Annotated in this window: 15 protein-coding genes; 7 read left to right on the top strand and 8 right to left on the bottom strand. The window is 74.4% G+C overall.

The window, feature by feature from the left end:
• The first annotated feature begins 3 nt into the window (after positions 1 to 3).
• Entirely contained in the window at positions 4 to 750 is a 747-nt protein-coding gene (ppgK, locus tag IE153_RS25335; RefSeq protein ID WP_189592123.1) for a polyphosphate--glucose phosphotransferase, read from the top strand.
• A 74-nt stretch (positions 751 to 824) separates the two neighbouring features.
• On the opposite strand, the gene IE153_RS25330 is transcribed toward ppgK, so the two are convergent.
• Positions 825 to 1,418, bottom strand: a complete 594-nt coding sequence (locus IE153_RS25330) for a DUF6542 domain-containing protein (protein ID WP_189592122.1) — start codon at positions 1,416 to 1,418, stop codon at positions 825 to 827.
• 168 nt (positions 1,419 to 1,586) lie between these two features.
• Between IE153_RS25330 and ychF the strand changes: the two genes are divergently transcribed.
• Together ychF and IE153_RS25320 are read left to right on the top strand one after the other, a co-directional pair.
• The gene (gene ychF / locus IE153_RS25325) at positions 1,587 to 2,675 is read left to right on the top strand and encodes a redox-regulated ATPase YchF (RefSeq protein ID WP_030842729.1); all 1,089 of its coding nucleotides are present in this window, start codon (positions 1,587 to 1,589) and stop codon (positions 2,673 to 2,675) included.
• Between the two features lie 65 nt (positions 2,676 to 2,740).
• A complete protein-coding gene (locus IE153_RS25320; protein WP_189592121.1) occupies positions 2,741 to 3,262 on the top strand; it encodes a hypothetical protein in 522 nt (173 codons plus the stop codon).
• A gap of 278 nt (positions 3,263 to 3,540) precedes the next feature.
• On the opposite strand, the gene IE153_RS25315 is transcribed toward IE153_RS25320, so the two are convergent.
• The 3 genes from IE153_RS25315 to IE153_RS25305 form a co-directional block, all read right to left on the bottom strand.
• A complete protein-coding gene (locus IE153_RS25315; protein WP_229829158.1) occupies positions 3,541 to 4,197 on the bottom strand; it encodes a class F sortase in 657 nt (218 codons plus the stop codon).
• On the bottom strand, positions 4,190 to 5,017 hold the full coding sequence (locus IE153_RS25310) for a DUF4397 domain-containing protein (RefSeq protein WP_189592120.1): 828 nt from the start codon (positions 5,015 to 5,017) through the stop codon (positions 4,190 to 4,192). The genes IE153_RS25315 and IE153_RS25310 overlap by 8 nt, the downstream gene beginning before the upstream one ends.
• A 96-nt stretch (positions 5,018 to 5,113) precedes the next feature.
• The gene (locus IE153_RS25305; RefSeq protein ID WP_189592119.1) at positions 5,114 to 5,728 is read right to left on the bottom strand and encodes a sigma-70 family RNA polymerase sigma factor; all 615 of its coding nucleotides are present in this window, start codon (positions 5,726 to 5,728) and stop codon (positions 5,114 to 5,116) included.
• 162 nt (positions 5,729 to 5,890) lie between these two features.
• Here IE153_RS25305 and IE153_RS25300 point away from each other — a divergent pair, with 162 nt between their 5' ends.
• The 4 genes from IE153_RS25300 (at position 5,891) to IE153_RS25285 (ending at position 10,611) form a co-directional block, all read left to right on the top strand.
• Positions 5,891 to 6,952: a MerR family transcriptional regulator gene (locus tag IE153_RS25300; RefSeq protein WP_189592118.1), complete on the top strand. Its 1,062-nt coding sequence runs from the start codon at positions 5,891 to 5,893 to the stop codon at positions 6,950 to 6,952.
• Positions 6,953 to 7,094: 142 nt separating this feature from the next.
• Positions 7,095 to 8,339, top strand: a complete 1,245-nt coding sequence (locus IE153_RS25295; protein WP_229829157.1) for a lycopene cyclase family protein — start codon at positions 7,095 to 7,097, stop codon at positions 8,337 to 8,339.
• Entirely contained in the window at positions 8,336 to 9,052 is a 717-nt protein-coding gene (locus tag IE153_RS25290) for a class I SAM-dependent methyltransferase (protein WP_189592117.1), read from the top strand. Before IE153_RS25295 ends, IE153_RS25290 begins: the two co-directional genes overlap by 4 nt.
• Entirely contained in the window at positions 9,049 to 10,611 is a 1,563-nt protein-coding gene (locus tag IE153_RS25285) for an FAD-dependent oxidoreductase (protein ID WP_189592116.1), read from the top strand. Before IE153_RS25290 ends, IE153_RS25285 begins: the two co-directional genes overlap by 4 nt.
• A 58-nt stretch (positions 10,612 to 10,669) precedes the next feature.
• Here the strand turns inward: IE153_RS25285 and IE153_RS25280 are convergent, their stop codons facing one another.
• From IE153_RS25280 to IE153_RS25265, 4 genes are read right to left on the bottom strand one after another with little or no spacing between them, the layout of a single operon-like run.
• The gene (locus IE153_RS25280; protein WP_229829156.1) at positions 10,670 to 11,674 is read right to left on the bottom strand and encodes a Rieske (2Fe-2S) protein; all 1,005 of its coding nucleotides are present in this window, start codon (positions 11,672 to 11,674) and stop codon (positions 10,670 to 10,672) included.
• Complete coding sequence (locus tag IE153_RS25275) at positions 11,667 to 12,650, bottom strand: phytoene/squalene synthase family protein (protein ID WP_189592115.1); 984 nt, start codon at positions 12,648 to 12,650, stop codon at positions 11,667 to 11,669. The genes IE153_RS25280 and IE153_RS25275 overlap by 8 nt, the downstream gene beginning before the upstream one ends.
• A complete protein-coding gene (locus IE153_RS25270) occupies positions 12,637 to 14,190 on the bottom strand; it encodes a phytoene desaturase (RefSeq protein ID WP_189592114.1) in 1,554 nt (517 codons plus the stop codon). The genes IE153_RS25275 and IE153_RS25270 overlap by 14 nt, the downstream gene beginning before the upstream one ends.
• Positions 14,187 to 15,374, bottom strand: coding sequence for a polyprenyl synthetase family protein (locus IE153_RS25265; RefSeq protein WP_189592113.1), 1,188 nt, complete (start codon positions 15,372 to 15,374; stop codon positions 14,187 to 14,189). The genes IE153_RS25270 and IE153_RS25265 overlap by 4 nt, the downstream gene beginning before the upstream one ends.
• Between the last annotated feature and the right edge of the window lie 7 nt (positions 15,375 to 15,381).

Genomic DNA, 15,381 nt, shown 5'->3' with positions numbered 1-15,381 from the left:
GCCATGCAGATCTTCGGAGTGGACATCGGCGGATCCGGGATCAAGGGTGCCCCGGTGGACCTGGACAAGGGCGACCTCGCGCAGGAGCGCCACAAGGTCCTCACCCCGCATCCGGCCACGCCCGACGCGGTGGCCGACGGCGTCAAGCAGGTCGTCGACCACTTCGGCTGGACGGGCCCGATCGGGGTCACCTTTCCCGGCGTGGTCACCGATGGAGCCACGATCCGCACGGCGGCCAACGTCGACGACAGCTGGATCGACACCGACGCCCGCGCGCTGCTCGGCGAGCGGCTGGGCGGACTGCCGGTGACGGTGGTCAACGACGCGGACGCGGCGGGCGTCGCCGAGATGCACTTCGGCGCCGGCCGCGACCGCCGGGGCACGGTCATCCTGCTGACCCTCGGCACCGGCATCGGCAGCGCGCTCTTCGTCGACGGCGTGCTCGTCCCCAACACCGAGCTGGGCCACCTGGAGCTCGACGGGCACGACGCGGAGAAGCGGGCCTCCAGCAAGGCCCGCGAGGATCACGACATGACGTGGGAGCACTGGGCGGCGCACCGTGTGACCAAGTACCTCGCCCATGTCGAGATGCTGTTCTCGCCGGAGCTGTTCATCATCGGCGGCGGCGTCAGCCGCAAGGCCCACAAGTTCCTCCCCCACATCGAGGGCATCAAGGCGGAGATCGTCCCGGCGCAGCTGCAGAACAACGCGGGGATCGTCGGCGCGGCGATGCGGGCGGCCGGGCACTAGCGGTATCCGCGCGGGCCGCCCGCCCCGGGGACGGGGCCGGGCCTGGGGCCGGCGCCCCCTCGAACCAGGAGAGGTCAGACCGGCGGCCGGCTCCCTGCCGTTCGCCGCCGGTGCACCAGCCGGATCCGCCGCACGATCACGATCAGCCCGGCGACGAGAGTGCCTCCGTACAGCCAGCCGGCCTGCGTGGCGAGTGCCGTGACCAAGCCCATCAGCGTGCCGCCGGTCCCGTCCTCGCCGTCGGCCACGGGCAGCAGCCCCACGGCGAACGCGATCGGCACCACCACGGGCGCGGTCATCAGGTCCCCCCGGCGCACCCAGAGGGCGGTCAGCACACTCACCGGCAGGAACAGCACGCCGTACGCCGTCAGGGACGCCCCGAACAGCGCCGAGCAGAGCGCGCCGAGCAGGAACATCACCACCGCGCAGAACAGCCCGCTGCCCAGGCCGGTCAGCCGTGGGTTCGGCAGCCCTCCCGCGGCGGGTGCCGGAGCGGGCGCGGGCCGTCGTACCGGCACCGGGCGGCGCCGCGGCCCCGGCGGCCGGGCCGCGCGCACGGGCTCGCCCCCCGCTCCCCGTCCCGCCTGTGACGGCACGGGTTGCCGGGGCGGCCTGGGCCGGTCCCGTCGCGGTCCGTACTGGGGAGATCGCGTCCTGTATTGCTCCACCGCACCAACTTAGGTCGTTCAATATGCCGAATAGGCCGTCAGACACGCCGTCGGCCACGGCTTGGCCAAGCGTTCGATACGTCGCCCGGGTGGTTCCGGACACGCCGTAGACTGGTGGATCGGCCGGTCCCCTGGCCCCCTGGCCCTCCACTCACGGGAAGTCGCAACGTGTCGCTCACGATCGGAATCGTCGGTCTGCCGAATGTCGGCAAGTCGACCCTGTTCAACGCCCTGACCAAGAACGACGTGCTGGCGGCCAACTACCCGTTCGCCACGATCGAGCCCAACGTGGGCGTGGTAGGCGTCCCCGACCCCCGCCTGACGAAACTGGCGGAGATCTTCTCCTCGCAGCGGGTCCTTCCGGCCACGGTCGACTTCGTCGACATCGCCGGCATCGTGCGCGGCGCCTCCGAGGGCGAGGGCCTGGGCAACAAGTTCCTCGCGAACATCCGCGAGTCCGACGCGATCTGCCAGGTCATCCGCGCCTTCAAGGACGAGAACGTCGTGCACGTCGACGGCAAGGTCTCGCCGAAGGACGACATCGAGACGATCAACACCGAGCTGATCCTCGCGGACCTGCAGACCATCGAGAAGGTCCTGCCGCGCCTCCAGAAGGAGTCGCGCATCAAGAAGGACATCGCGCCGAAGGTCAAGGCCGTCGAGGAGGCCAAGGAGATCCTGGAGAAGGGCGACACGCTGTTCTCCGCGGGCATCGTCCAGGGCTCCGGCAACGAGGAGCTCCTGCACGACCTGCACCTGCTCACCACCAAGCCGTTCCTCTACGTCTTCAACGTCGACGAGGACGAGCTGACCGACGAGGACTTCAAGAACGAGCAGCGGGCCCTGGTCGCCCCGGCGGAGGCGATCTTCCTCAACGCCAAGCTGGAGGCGGACCTCGCCGAGCTCGACGAGGACGAGGCGCTGGAGCTCCTCCAGTCCGTCGGCCAGGAGGAGCCGGGCCTCGCGACCCTGGCCCACGTCGGCTTCCGCACGCTGGGTCTCCAGACGTACCTCACAGCCGGCCCCAAGGAATCCCGCGCCTGGACCATCAAGAAGGGCGCCACGGCCCCCGAGGCGGCCGGTGTCATCCACACCGACTTCCAGAAGGGCTTCATCAAGGCGGAGGTCATCTCCTTCGACGACCTGGTGGAGACGGGTTCGGTGGCGGAGGCCCGCGCGAAGGGGAAGGCGCGGATGGAGGGCAAGGAGTATGTGATGCAGGACGGGGATGTGGTGGAGTTCCGCTTCAACGTATGACCGTTCGCCGGCAGGACGGAGGGGGTCGGGCTCCGGCGAGCGGACCCCTTCCGCGTTCCCGGTCGTTGGAGATCAAGTTCACGCCCGACAGCCGCTCGGACATCGGGTCCGGCTGGGAGCGGGCCTGGCAGGCCGGCCGCGTCGACCTGGCGGCTCTCAGCGCGACGGATCTGCGCTACGGATTCTTCGAGTACCCGGTCGACTTCATCGTGGAAGGCCACGCCTTCCTTTCGGCTGCTCGGCCTCCCTTGACCGACATCATGTTCACTTCGGCGCACTCGCTGCACAGCCTGCGGGCCGCTGGGTCGGCGGAGATCGACTTCACGGAGAACACCTACGTCATCCGGCTGGAACTCGTGGGCGATCAGGTGCAGTTCACCTCTACGTACAACGCTCCGACGCCCCGTCCCCGATGCTCGTTCGACGCATACATCTCCGGGGTCCGGTCATTCGTCACCGACGGTGTGGAGTACCTCGGACTGCGCTATCCGGCCCTGGCGGACAACCCCGCGTTGCACGAGCTCCGCGCGCTCGTGCAGGTACCGGTGGGCGACGGCGATGCCGGCGGCGGCAGCGAGAGCCAGTAGGGCGAGGAGCACTCGCCTTCTGGTGTCCGGGGCGGGTGCGGGCGGCCGGGGGGTGCCCGGGGCACCGGAGACGTCCCGGCTGATCCGCTGCCAGACGCGGTCCGGGGGCGCCGTCGGCAGGTCGACGAGCTGGGCGGTGCGGGCCGCCGTCACCAAGCGGGTCAGGCTTCGGAGTTCGTCGCGGCAGCGGGGGCAGTGTTCGATGTGGCGCAGAGCCTCGGGGTCGGCGTCGGTCGGGGTGGCGTTGTTCAGCGCCAGTTCCACCAGGAGTGCGGACTCTACGTGGGCCACTGCGTCCTCCCGACGGGTTCCGCCGTGACGACGAGGTTCGATGCGTAGCCGCCCTGCTCGGGGACGTACGGCGGTGCGCAGGTGATGAGGGTGAGGGCCGGGGGGCCGGAGCGGCGGAACGTCGAAGGGGGCAGGGCTTCCTTCGGCACGGTGAGCCGGGAGACGACTCGGTAGGTCACCGGCTCGTCCCCCGCGCGGCGCACCTCGATCCGGTCTCCGCGCCGCACGTCGTACAGCGCCAGGAACTCGCCGAGGGCTCCGGTGTCGGTGTCGACGTGCCCGACGAGGACGGCCGAACCCCGGGCACTGCCCGGCGCGGGGCCGTGGCGGTACCAGCCGGCCACGGACGGGTCGTCGGGGACGGCCATGTCCCCTCGGGCCGTCACGCCCACCGGACTGATCCGGGCGTCCAGGCCCACGCGGGGCGCGAGCACGCTACGGGGCGGTGGGTCCTGCGCCGGGACAGCGGCCGGTGCGTCGGGGGGTGTCGTCGGGGCCGCCGTCGGCCCGTGTTCCAGCGGCTCCGCCGCGAAGTCGGCCGGAGGCGCGGCCGGGTCCGACGGCGTGGGCGGAAAACCGAGGACGGCTGCCAGAGCGGCAGCCGCCACCATCGGTCCGGTCAGCCGCCGCGTGCCGTCAGCCACGTCGGCGGGCGACCCGGCGGGCCACCAGCAGGCCCGTCACCGCGACCGCTCCGGCCCCGGCGGCGAAAGCCGGCCCCAGGTCGGAGGAGTTCGGCGCGACGGCGGCACCGCTGCCGCCCGCGGGGACGCCACGGGGCGAGGACGCCATGCCGCTGAACGTCTGGGTCGCCAGGGCCAGGTTCTTGTCCTCGGCGCTGCCCCAGGCGTAGACGACGTTGCTGGTGCCTTCGCCGAGCTTCAGGTCGGCCGGGCCTATGGCCACGGTGTCCGTACCGGCGAGCACCACATCGGCGTTGATCGTGCCCGCGTCGACCTCGGCGGTGTCCTCCTTCGGGTTGGTCAGGTTGCTGAAGACCGGCTGTCCGCCGGCCCGGACGTCGACGGCGGGCGCTGCCGCGACATGGCGGACCGTCAGACGGGACTTGCCCGCGTCGACCTGGGAAACGTCGTTGGTGAAGGCCGTCAACTGCGGTTTGCCGTCGGCCGAGAGATGGGCGGCGACCGTGGCGTTCGCGCCGTCGGGCACCTCGATCTTCTTCTCCAGGGCCGGGGTTCCGTCGGGACCCTGACCCGCTTCGAAGATCTGGATGTCGTAGGTCCCGGCGTCGAGGGACGTGGGGTCCGTCACCGTGCCGGGCTTGAAGTCGCCGATCAGTTCGTCGCCGTTGGCGTACACGTCCACGGTCATGCCGGGGATGCCGTGGAAGACGGACACCATGGCCTTGTCCTCCTGGTCGGCCAAGGCGGGCGCGGTGACGCCGAGGGCCAGGGCGCAGGCACCGGCGGAGGCGGCGAGGGCGATGCGGGTGTGAGAGGTCATGGGAATCATCCCTTCGAACGGAGTCTCCGTACGGTGCGGAGTCTCAGTCCTGTTTCAGGTGTGGGGGCCGCCGCGGATGCGCGTACGGCGTCACCGCTACAGGTCCGCGCCGAGGACCGGGGGCTGCTCGATCACCAGGCGCAGCCGGTGCAGGCCGCGACGGGCGTGGCTCTTGACCGTCCCCAGGGGCATGCCGGTCCGCTCCGCGATCTGCGCCTGGGTCAGGTCCTCGTAGAAGGCCATGCACAGCACCTCCCGCTGGTGCCGCGGCAGCCGGGCCAGGGCGTCGACCAGCAGCACCCGGTCCAGGACGCGGTCCGGTGCCGCCTCGTCGGGCCCGGTGGTGTCCGCGGCGCGGCCGGCCGAGTCGATCAGCGTCAGCCGCCGCGTCCTCGCCGCCAGGGCGTCGACGATCTTGCGGCGCGTGATGCCGACCAGCCAGGCGCCGAGCGGGCCCCGTTCGGGACGGAATCCGCCCCGGCCGTGCCAGGCGCCGAGGAAGACCTGCTGGGTCACGTCCTCCGCCTCGTAGGTGTCACCGAGCAGTCGGGTGGCCATGGTGTGGACGAGCGAGCCCCAGCGCCGGTAGATCGCGGCGAACGCCTCCTCGTCGGCGGCGACGAGGCCACGGGCCAGCTCCTCCTCGTACCGCGTCTCCTCCGCGGGCGCGGTGGACGCGGCGGGGGTGGTGAGTCGCGTGTTCGTGATCATGGCCTGGTTCCTCCTGCAGTGCGTCGCGCGGGGACGGAAGGCCGTCTGCCGAACCGCACCGGTCGCGCTGTGCGGAGCCGCGACCATGCGCTCGAAGCCAGTGTTCGGCGCACAAACGACGCATCTCAACATGCGTCGTTTGTGCGTCGTACAGTCGGAGGTATGGGTACACACGAACGGGACCGTGAGGACCGCGGACGCGGGGGCGTCCCGCTCGGCGGCGGGCTGACCACCGGCGAGGTGGCCAGGCGGCTGGGAGTCGCACCCACCACCGTCCGCACCTGGGACCGCCGCTACGGCCTCGGCCCCGACGCCCACACCGGTGGCCGGCACCGGCGGTGGACGGCGACGGACGTGGCACGGCTGGAGCGGATGTGCGCCCTGACGGCGACCGGGATACCGCCCGCCGAGGCGGCGCGCACGGTGCTCGGCGAAGCGACGCAGGTGGCCGAATCGGTTGCGATGACCGCCCCGGCATCACCGGACACGCCCCCACAGGCGCAGCCCCCGGCCCGCCGGCCCTCCGACGCGCCACCGCTGCCGCCCGCTCACACCCGCAGCCGCGCGGGCAGCGGACTGCGCCTCGGTGACGTCCGTCAGGAGTGCAAGGGCATCGCCCGTGCCGCTCTGCGCCTCGACGCCGCCGCGCTGGACGAGCTGCTCGAGGCCGCGATCCTCGAGCACGGGCTGGTCGCCGCCTGGACCGAGGTGATCATGCCGACCCTCCAGGCGGTCGGCCGCAAGTGGGAGAGCTCGGGCGAGAGATACGTCGAGGTCGAGCACTTCCTGTCCTGGCACGTCTCCGGCGCGCTGCGGCGCGGTGCCCCGCCCTCGGCCGCCGACCGCCCGGGCGCGACCATCGTGCTCGCCTGTGTGCCGGGGGAGAACCACACGCTGCCCCTGGAGGTGCTGGCCGCCGCGCTGGCCGAACGCGGGCTGCCGGTGCGCATGTTCGGCGGGGCCCTGCCCGTGGAGTCCCTGGTCACGGCCGTACGCAGGACCGGGCCGGCGGCCGTGGGGCTGTGGGCGCAGTCCCGGACCACCGCCAGCCGGCCGCTGGCCCAGCACGTGGCCGCGATGGAGTGGGGGGTGCGGGGCGCCCGCCGCAAGCCGGTGGTCCTGACGATCGGGCCCGGCTGGAGCGGCCGGACCGTCACCGGCCTGCCGCGTCCGACAGGGCTGGCCGAGGCCGTCGCGGTTCTGGAATCGGTGGTGTCGCGGTAGCTCCGGCCGGTTGCGTCCGAACGGGGCCCCGCTGCATCCGAAGACGGCCGTCGGCCCGAAGCGGTCACGGAACACAACACACAGTCGACCGGCCGGGTGGCCGGGAGCGGGGTACGGAGATGAGCGGCGCGTGGTGGGCCCGGTGAGCCAGGGGCCCGTCGGCACGTCGGACGTGGTGGTCGTCGGGGGCGGAGCCGCCGGTCTCAGCCTCGCGCACCGTCTGGTCGAGACCGGCGTGGCGACCGTGACCGTGGTGGAGCCGCCGGACGGTCCCGCGCGCCCTGCGGAGCGGACCTGGTGCTACTGGGACCACGGCGATGATGGCGACGACGCTGCCGGCGGAGGTGACGACGCTTTCGACGAGGCGGTCACCGCCACCTGGCCCCTGCTGCGGGTGCACGGCCCCGACGGCGGCCCGATCACCGTCGACCCGGCCCCCTCGCGCTACCGCATGGTGCGGTCCACGGCGTTCGAGCGACTGGTGCACGCCCGGCTGGAGCGTTCGCCCGGCGGGCGGCTCCTTCGGGCCACGGCGGACTCGGTGCGCGACGTACCCGGCGGCGCGGAGGTCCGCTGCACCGCGGCCGACGGCCGCCCGCTGACGCTGCGCTCCCGGTACGTGTTCGACTCACGGCCCCTGCGCGCCCTGCCCCCGGCCCGGACGCGGCTGTTGCAGCACTTCCGCGGCTGGTTCGTGCGCACCCGCACCGACCGGTTCGACCCGGCGGTGGCCGACCTCATGGACTTCCGGGTCCCCCAGCCGCGGCACGGGCTCGCCTTCGGCTACGTCCTGCCGCTGGCCCCGGACCGGGCGCTGGTCGAGTACACCGAGTTCTCCCGGACCCCACTGACCACCGCGGCCTACGAGGCGGCGCTCGGCCACTACGCCCGCGAGGTGCTGCGCCTGGGCGAGTTCACCGTGGACACGGCCGAGCAGGGCGTCATCCCCATGACCGACGCCCGCTTCCCCAGGCGGGCCGGAGCGGCCGTCTTCCGCATCGGGACGGCCGGGGGTGCGACCCGCCCCGCCACCGGCTACACCTTCGCGGCCGTGCAGCGGCACAGCCGTGCCATCGCCGCCGCCCTGCGGGACGGCCGCGGCAGCGTGCCCGCACCGCACGGGCGCCGGGCGCTCGCCATGGACGCCGTGCTGCTGCGGGCCCTGGACACCGGGCGGATCGACGGCCCCGCGTTCTTCACCGGCCTGTTCCGCCGTACGCCCCCACAGCGCCTGCTGCGCTTCCTCGACGGAGCCACCTCGGTCCGGGAGGAGTGGGGCATCGGACTGCGCACCCCCGTGGGCCCGATGCTCCGCACCGCACTCGAAGTGCCCTTCCTGCCCCGCCGCCCCCACCCCGCCCCAGGAACCGGAGAGAGCCCCCGATGACCCTGCTGCGCGACCGCGACCTGGCCCACGCCTTCGACCACGCGTCCCGCACCTACGACCGCCTCACCGGCCTCAACCCGGGGTACCGCGCCGACCTGCTGCGCTCGGCCCGCCGGCTGCGGCTCCCCGGGGAGGGGGCCGGACTGCACCTGCTCGACCTGGGCTGCGGCACCGGTGCCTCCACCCGGGCCCTGCTGCGGGCCGCACCCCGGGCGCGGATCACCGCCGTGGACGCCTCCGCGGGCATGCTGCGCCGGGCGCTGGCCAAGCCGTGGCCCGACAGCGTGCGGTTCCTGCACCTGAGCGCCGAGGAACTCGACGCGGCCGGCGAAGGCCCCTTCGACGCGGTCTTCGCCGCCTATCTGTTCCGCAACGTCTCCGACCCGGACGGCGTCCTCGGCACGGTGCGGACCCTGCTGCGGCCGGGCGGGCGCCTCGCCGTCCACGAGTACAGCCTCGGCGGCTCGCCCGCGCACCGGGCGCTGTGGACGGCCGTGTGCCAGGGGGTGATCATCCCGGCGGGCACGCTCACCGGAGACAGGTCCCTGTACCGGCACCTGTGGCACAGCGTGCTCGACTTCGACACCGCCGCCGAGTTCACCGGGCGGCTGACGCGGGCCGGGTTCACGGGCGCGCGGGCCCTGCCCCTCGCCGGATGGCAGACCGGCATCACGCACACGTTCGTGGCCACGGCCGGGGAGGCCACCCGATGAGCACCCGTGAGGCCGCCCGCCGCGGCCGCGACCGCAAGGCCGAGGTCCTGATGCCCGCGCCCGGCCGGGACCGGTTCGCGCCGGGGGACGCGCCGTCCGTCGCCGTGGTGGGCGGCGGCATCGCCGGACTCGCCGCGGCCACCGGACTGGCCGAACGCGGCGCGCGGGTGACCCTCTACGAACGCGAGGACGCCCTCGGCGGTCGCCTCGCCGGGCACCCCACCCGGCTGGCCGACGGCACCGAGGTGACCATGAGCCGCGGCTTCCACGCCTTCTTCCGCCAGTACTACAACCTGCGCGGCCTGCTACGGCGCACCGACCCGGCCCTCAGCCGCCTCACGCCGCTGCCCGACTACCCCCTGCGGCACAGCGGCGGACTGACCGACAGCTTCGCCCGCGTCCCGCGCACTCCGCCCCTCAGCGCCCTCGGCTTCGTCGCCCTCAGCCCCACCTTCGGCCGCCGCGACCTCGCCGCCCTGGACGCGCGGGCGGCACTGCCGCTGACGGACGTGCGCGTGCCCGATGTGTACGCGCGCTTCGACCAGGTCAGCGCGACCGAGTTCCTGGAGCGCATCCGCTTCCCCGAGGCCGCGCACCACCTGGCCTTCGAGGTGTTCTCGCGCAGCTTCTTCGCCGACCCGCGCGAACTGTCCGCCGCCGAACTGATGCTGATGTTCCACATCTACTTCCTCGGCTCCTCGGAGGGGCTGCTCTTCGACGTGCCCGACGAGCCCTTCCCCCAGGCCCTGTGGGAGCCGCTCGGAGACTACCTCCAGCGCCTCGGCGCGACCGTCCGCACCGGCACGGCCGTCCTGGGTGTGGTGCCCGTCGGCACCGGCGGCGCCGAGGTGCGCACCGGCACCGGCACCGACCGGCACGACGCGGTGGTGCTCGCCCTCGACACCGGGGGACTGCGCGGGGTCGTCGCCGCCTCGCCCGGCCTGGGCACCGCCCCCTGGCGCGACGGCATCGCCGCCCTGCGCACCGCACCGCCGTTCCTCGTCTCGCGGCTCTGGCTCGACCGGCCCGTCCACGCCGACCGCCCCGGCTTCCTCGGCACCAGCGGCTACGACGGCCTCGACAACATCAGCGTCCTGGAACGCTACGAGGGCGAGGCCGCCCGCTGGGCCGCGAAGAACACCGGTTCGGTCGTGGAACTGCACGCCTACGCCGTCGGCCCCGACGCGGACCGGGAGGGCGTGCAGGACGCGCTGCTCGGTCAGCTGCGGCGGATCTACCCGGAGACCCGGGAGGCGCGCGTCGTCGACGCCCGGCACGAGTGGCGCTCGGACTGCCCGCTCTTCCCGGTCGGCACCCACCACCGGCGCCCCACCGTGCGGACCCCGCACCCGTGGCTGACGCTGGCCGGCGACGGGCTGCGCTGCGACCTGCCCGTGGCCCTGATGGAACGCGCCGCCACCACCGGCTTCCTGGCGTCCAACGCGTTGCTCGCCGGATGGGGTGTCCGCGGCCAGGTGCTGTGGACCGTGCCACGGGCGGGCCGCTCCCGGGTGCTGCGGGCACTCGCCGGGCTCGCGGAGCGTCGGGTACGCCGGTGACGCAGGGCCGCCGGACGGGCCCGGGCCGCTCCGCGCAGGCCCGTCCGGCGGGGTCGTGTCAGCCGGGAAACCGCCCGCTGCTGCGCAACTCCCAGCGCCTCTCCGCGTAGGCGAGGTCGTCGCGCCACAGGCGCCCGGCGGTGCGCCGCATCAGGGGGCGCAGGACGGGGGCTGCGGCCCGGGCCAGGGCGAAGCCGCGCCGGTCCGAGGCGGCGACGACCGCCTCGATCACGGCGGTCCGCGGCCGCTGCGCGTCCCCGGCGGTCAGCGGCGTGGCATGGGTCTCCACCACGGACGTGGCGCCCTCGCCGTCGGTGATGCGCATGACGACGGTGCGCGGCTCGGGCGCGGTGAACTCGGCCCGTACGGGCACCACCAGACGGCCCGCCACCCGGAAGGAGACGTCCACCTCGAAGGCGTCGTCCTCGTCGCCCCGCGGCTCCCTCACGACCGTCAGATCGACGAAGGAGTACGGGTGGAACCAGGAGCCGTGCCACGGGTCGAGCCGGTTGGCCACCACGTCCTGCGGTTCGCACCGCCCGACCGCCGTGTACACGGCGTCCACCCCGCTGCCCGGTGCGGGACGGTCCGGGACCACGGGCCGCTCCGTCGGCTCCTCACCGCCGACCGCGTCCAGCCGTACCCACACCAGCACCCCGTCGTCGTGGGCCGGGTACGGCTGCCAGTCGGCGAACGCGGAGCCGTCCAGGGCCAGTCCGTGCCAGTGGCACACCAGCGTGCCGCACACCACCCGGCTGTCCCGCAGGGGTGCGCCGAGGTGCGGGCATGCCCCGGGGCCGGCCCGGAGGCCGCCCGACCGCGAGCGCCACAGCACCACTTCGACACCGCCGACGGTCCTCCCATAGGGGCTGCCCGGGCGCACCTCCCGGGAGGCGCCGGCCACGAACCAGTTGCCGGAGGGCCGGGCGGACGCGCGTTTGAGGGTGTCGGCGATCAGCGCCGGCCGGGCCGCGCGCCAGGTCGGTGTCTGCTCCGCCCAGCCGGGGCCGCGGCGCCGCCGCAGCGGTGAGGTCCAGCGTGCCTTGTCCGCCCGGTCAGCCACGGCCCGGTCCTTTCCGTTCCAGTGCTGCGCGGTCCGCCGCGGGCGGCGCCTGCCACCGGGCGCGGGCCACCTTGAGGACACCGGCCGCGGCGGTGGCCGCCCGCCGCCGGCGGGGTACCACCGCCCGGCGGTGCAGCACGGTGTAGTCGTGCCGGGCGATCGCGTCGAGGATGCCGCCGTACAGCGTGAACGCGGTCCTGATGCAGGGGCGTACCCGCGGGTCGAGCATCGCGATGCCCGGTTCCGCGTCCCGGTACACGTCCCTGGTCAGGGCCTCGGCGGCGACGAGTGCCGCCCGGATGCGCGGGTCGCCGCGGCCGCTGCGCCTGCTCCACTGCAGGAGCGGCCGGTCCACGCCGTGGGCGGCGAGCAGGTCGGCGGGCAGGTAGACGCGACCGCGGTCGAGGTCCTCGCCCACGTCCCGCAGGAAGTTGGTCAGCTGGAACGCGACCCCGAGGGCCGCCGCGTGCGGTGCCGCCTCCGCGCGCGGGACGACCGTGCCGAGCACGGGCAGCATCTGCAGGCCGATCACCGCGGCCGAGCCGTGCATGTAGGCCCGCAGGTCGGCGTAGGTCGGGTAGTCCGTGACGGTCAGGTCGGCGCGCATCGAGGCGAGGAAGTCGGCGAACAGGTCCACGTCGATGCCGTAACGGTCGGCGGTGTCGGCCACGGCCCGGACCACCGGTTCGGTCCCGCCGCCGGTGCGCAGCGCGTGCGCGAGGTCGCCCTCCAGCCGCTTCAGCAGCAGGTCCCGCTCGTCGGGGGTCAGACGCCGGTCCAGGTCGTCGACGATGTCGTCGGCCCAGCGGGCGAAGCCGTACAGCGCGTGCACCGCGGAACGGCGTTCCAGCGGCAGCAGGCGCGTGGCCAGGAAGTAGGTCCGGCCGTGCCGGGCGTTGAGCCGCCGGCACACGCCGTAGTCGGTGCGCAGGCCTGGGTCGGTGATCCCGGCGGCGTCCAGTTCACGACGGGTCATGGGCACCTGCTCCGGTCGGGGTGGTCGGGCGGCGGTCCGGGGGCCGGCTCGCCCGGGTGCGGCCCCCGGTGACGCGGGCGGCGGCGAGTTTTCCGCTGATGAGCACGGTCGGTACGCCGACACCGGGTGTGGTCCCGCAGCCGGCGAGCACCACGTTGTCCACGCCGCGGACGAGGTTGCGCGGCCGGAAGGGACCGGTCTGGGCGAAGGTGTGGGAGACGGAGAAGGGGCTGCCCGCCGCGTGGCCCTGGGCCGTCCAGTCGAGGGGGGTCACCAGCTGTTCCTTCCGGATGCTGTCGCCGAACCCGTCGAGGCCGCGGCGCTCCAGCTCGGCGACCAGGGTGTCGCGGTAGCGCGGGCCCAGGTCGCGCCAGGCCGTGGCGGACGGGCCGACGTCGGTGTTGGGGCAGGGTGCCAGGACGTAGTGGAGGTGGCGGCCCGGCGGTGCCAGGGAGGCGTCGTGCGTGGTCGGGCGGGTGATCAGCAGGGACGGGTCGCTCATCAGCGTTCCCGAGCGGGTCAGTTCGTCGAAGGTGCGCTCCCAGGCGCCGCCGAAGGACAGCGTGTGGTGGGCGAGGTGGGGCCAGGTGCGGTCGGTCCCCGCGTGCAGGACCACCGCGGACGGCGAGTGCCGCAGCCGTACCGGACGCCGGGGTGCCCGGCCCAGCAGCCGGTGCGCGGCGGGCAGTTCGCAGGTCAGCACCACCGCGTCGCACGGGATGCGCTCGCCCGAGGCGAGGCGGACGGCCCGCACCCGGCCCGCCGAGCGTTCCAGCGCGCTCACCTCGGCCGACCAGCGCAGTTCGGCACCGGCCCCGGCGGCCACGTCCGCCATCGCGCGGGGCAGCGCGTGCATGCCGCCCCTGGGGAACCAGACGCCGGCCACGGTGTCCATGTAGGCGATCACCGCGTAGGCCGCCAGCGCCCGGGCCGGTGCCACCCCGGCGTACAGGGCCTGGAAGGAGAAGACGCGGCGCAGGCGGGCGTCGGAGAGGAAGCGGCCGATCGCGCCGTCGAGGCGCCCGAAACCGCCGAGCGCCGCCAGCCGGGCCAGGTCCGGGTGCGCCAGCTGGAACGGCGAGTCGAAGTTGGTGTCGATGAAGCGGCGCATCTGCGCCCGGTACAGCCGCTCCAGCCACTCCCGCAGCCTGCGGTAGCCCGCCGCCTCCGCCGGTCCGGCGAAACGCCGCACCTCCGCCTCCATGGCGTCGCCGTCGGTGTGCACGTCGAGCGAGGTCCCGTCCGCGAAGCCCGCCCGGTAGGCGGGGTGCAGAGGCAGCAGCTCGACGTGCCGGTCGAGGTTCTCGCCGACGGCCGCGAACGCCTCATCGGCCAGATGAGGCATCGTCAGCACGGTGGGTCCGGTGTCCACCAGGTAGTCGCCGAGCCGCAGCCGCCCGGCCCTTCCGCCCGGGCCGTCGTCCCGTTCGACGAGGGTGACCCTGCGGCCGGCGCCCAGCAGATGCAGGGCGCAGGCGAGCCCGGACAGGCCGGCGCCCACCACGACGACATGGTCCGTCGGCCCCGTCACCGTCCTCATACGAGCTCCTCCGCCTGCTGCGGGGCGACGCCCGAGGCCCGCTCGACCAGCGCGGCGAACTCCCGCCGTACGCCGGGGGCGGCGCCGGTCGCCTCGAAATGCCGCAGGCCGGAGGCCGCCAGGTCGGCGATCCTCGCCTCCACCTCGGCCCGGGCACCCGTGCGCTCCAGCGCCGCCCGCATCCGCTCGACGGAGTGCCCGGGCCGGGCGTCCGCGTCGGGGGCGAGCACGGCGGCGGCGTCCCGGTCGCCGGTGGTCTCCGCGAGCCGGACGGCGACGGCGAGGAGCGGAGTGAGCTTGCGGGCGCGCAGGTCCTCGTCGGCCGGCTTGCCGGTCAGCGCCGGGTCCCCGAACGCCCCGAGGAGGTCGTCGCGCAGTTGGAAGGCCAGGCCCGCGCACCGGCCGGCGGCCCGCAGCGCGCCCAGGGTGCGGGCGTCGGCGCCGGCCAGCGACGCGCCCAGCGCCAGGGGCCGCGCGACCGTGTACCGGGCGCTCTTCAGGACGGCGATGGTCAGCGCCTCCTCGGCTCCGGACGAGCCGCTCGCCTGCGCGCGCAGGTCGCGGTACTGCCCGGCGACCATCTCGGTGCGCATGGCCCGCCACTCCTCGAACAACCGCGGGCCGTGCGGCGAGGCGAGCGCCGTCTCCGCGAGCAGGTCGTCCGCCCACGCCAGCGCCAGATCACCCGCGAGCACGGCCGCCGACGTCCCGAACGACTCGGGGGCCGCGCCGGTGTGGCCGGCCGGGTGCCCGTGGGCCGGCTCGGCGGCCCCGCCCGTGCGGTCGGCCGGGTGCCCGCGGGCGAAGTCCACGTGCATCGCGGGGGCGCCCCGGCGCAGCGGTGACCCGTCCATCACGTCGTCGTGGATGAGGGCGCAGGCCTGGAGCAGTTCGAGGGCGGCCCCCGTGCGCAGGACCGCGCTCGCGTCGCCCGAACCGCCCGCGGCCCGCCAGCCGCACCACACGAACGCCGTACGCAACCGCTTGCCGCCCCGCCGGACGTACGCGGCGAGACGGTCGGCCATGTCGGCGGCGAACACCGCGTCGGTGTCGCGGGCCTGCCGCAGCCGCGCCTCCAGCACCCGCTCCAGGACCGTCTCCATGGCGCGGGTGGCCCCGGGAGCGGTGAGCGGGGCGTGGTTCGTCTCCGCCGGTCCGGCCACCGTCGGCCGCGGTCCAAGCATGCGCAAC

Source organism: Streptomyces massasporeus (genome assembly GCF_014648995.1).
GTDB classification, from domain to species: Bacteria; Actinomycetota; Actinomycetes; order Streptomycetales; family Streptomycetaceae; genus Streptomyces; species Streptomyces massasporeus.
Note: the sequence above shows the minus strand (reverse complement) of the source record. Positions and strands in the feature narration are given on the sequence as shown.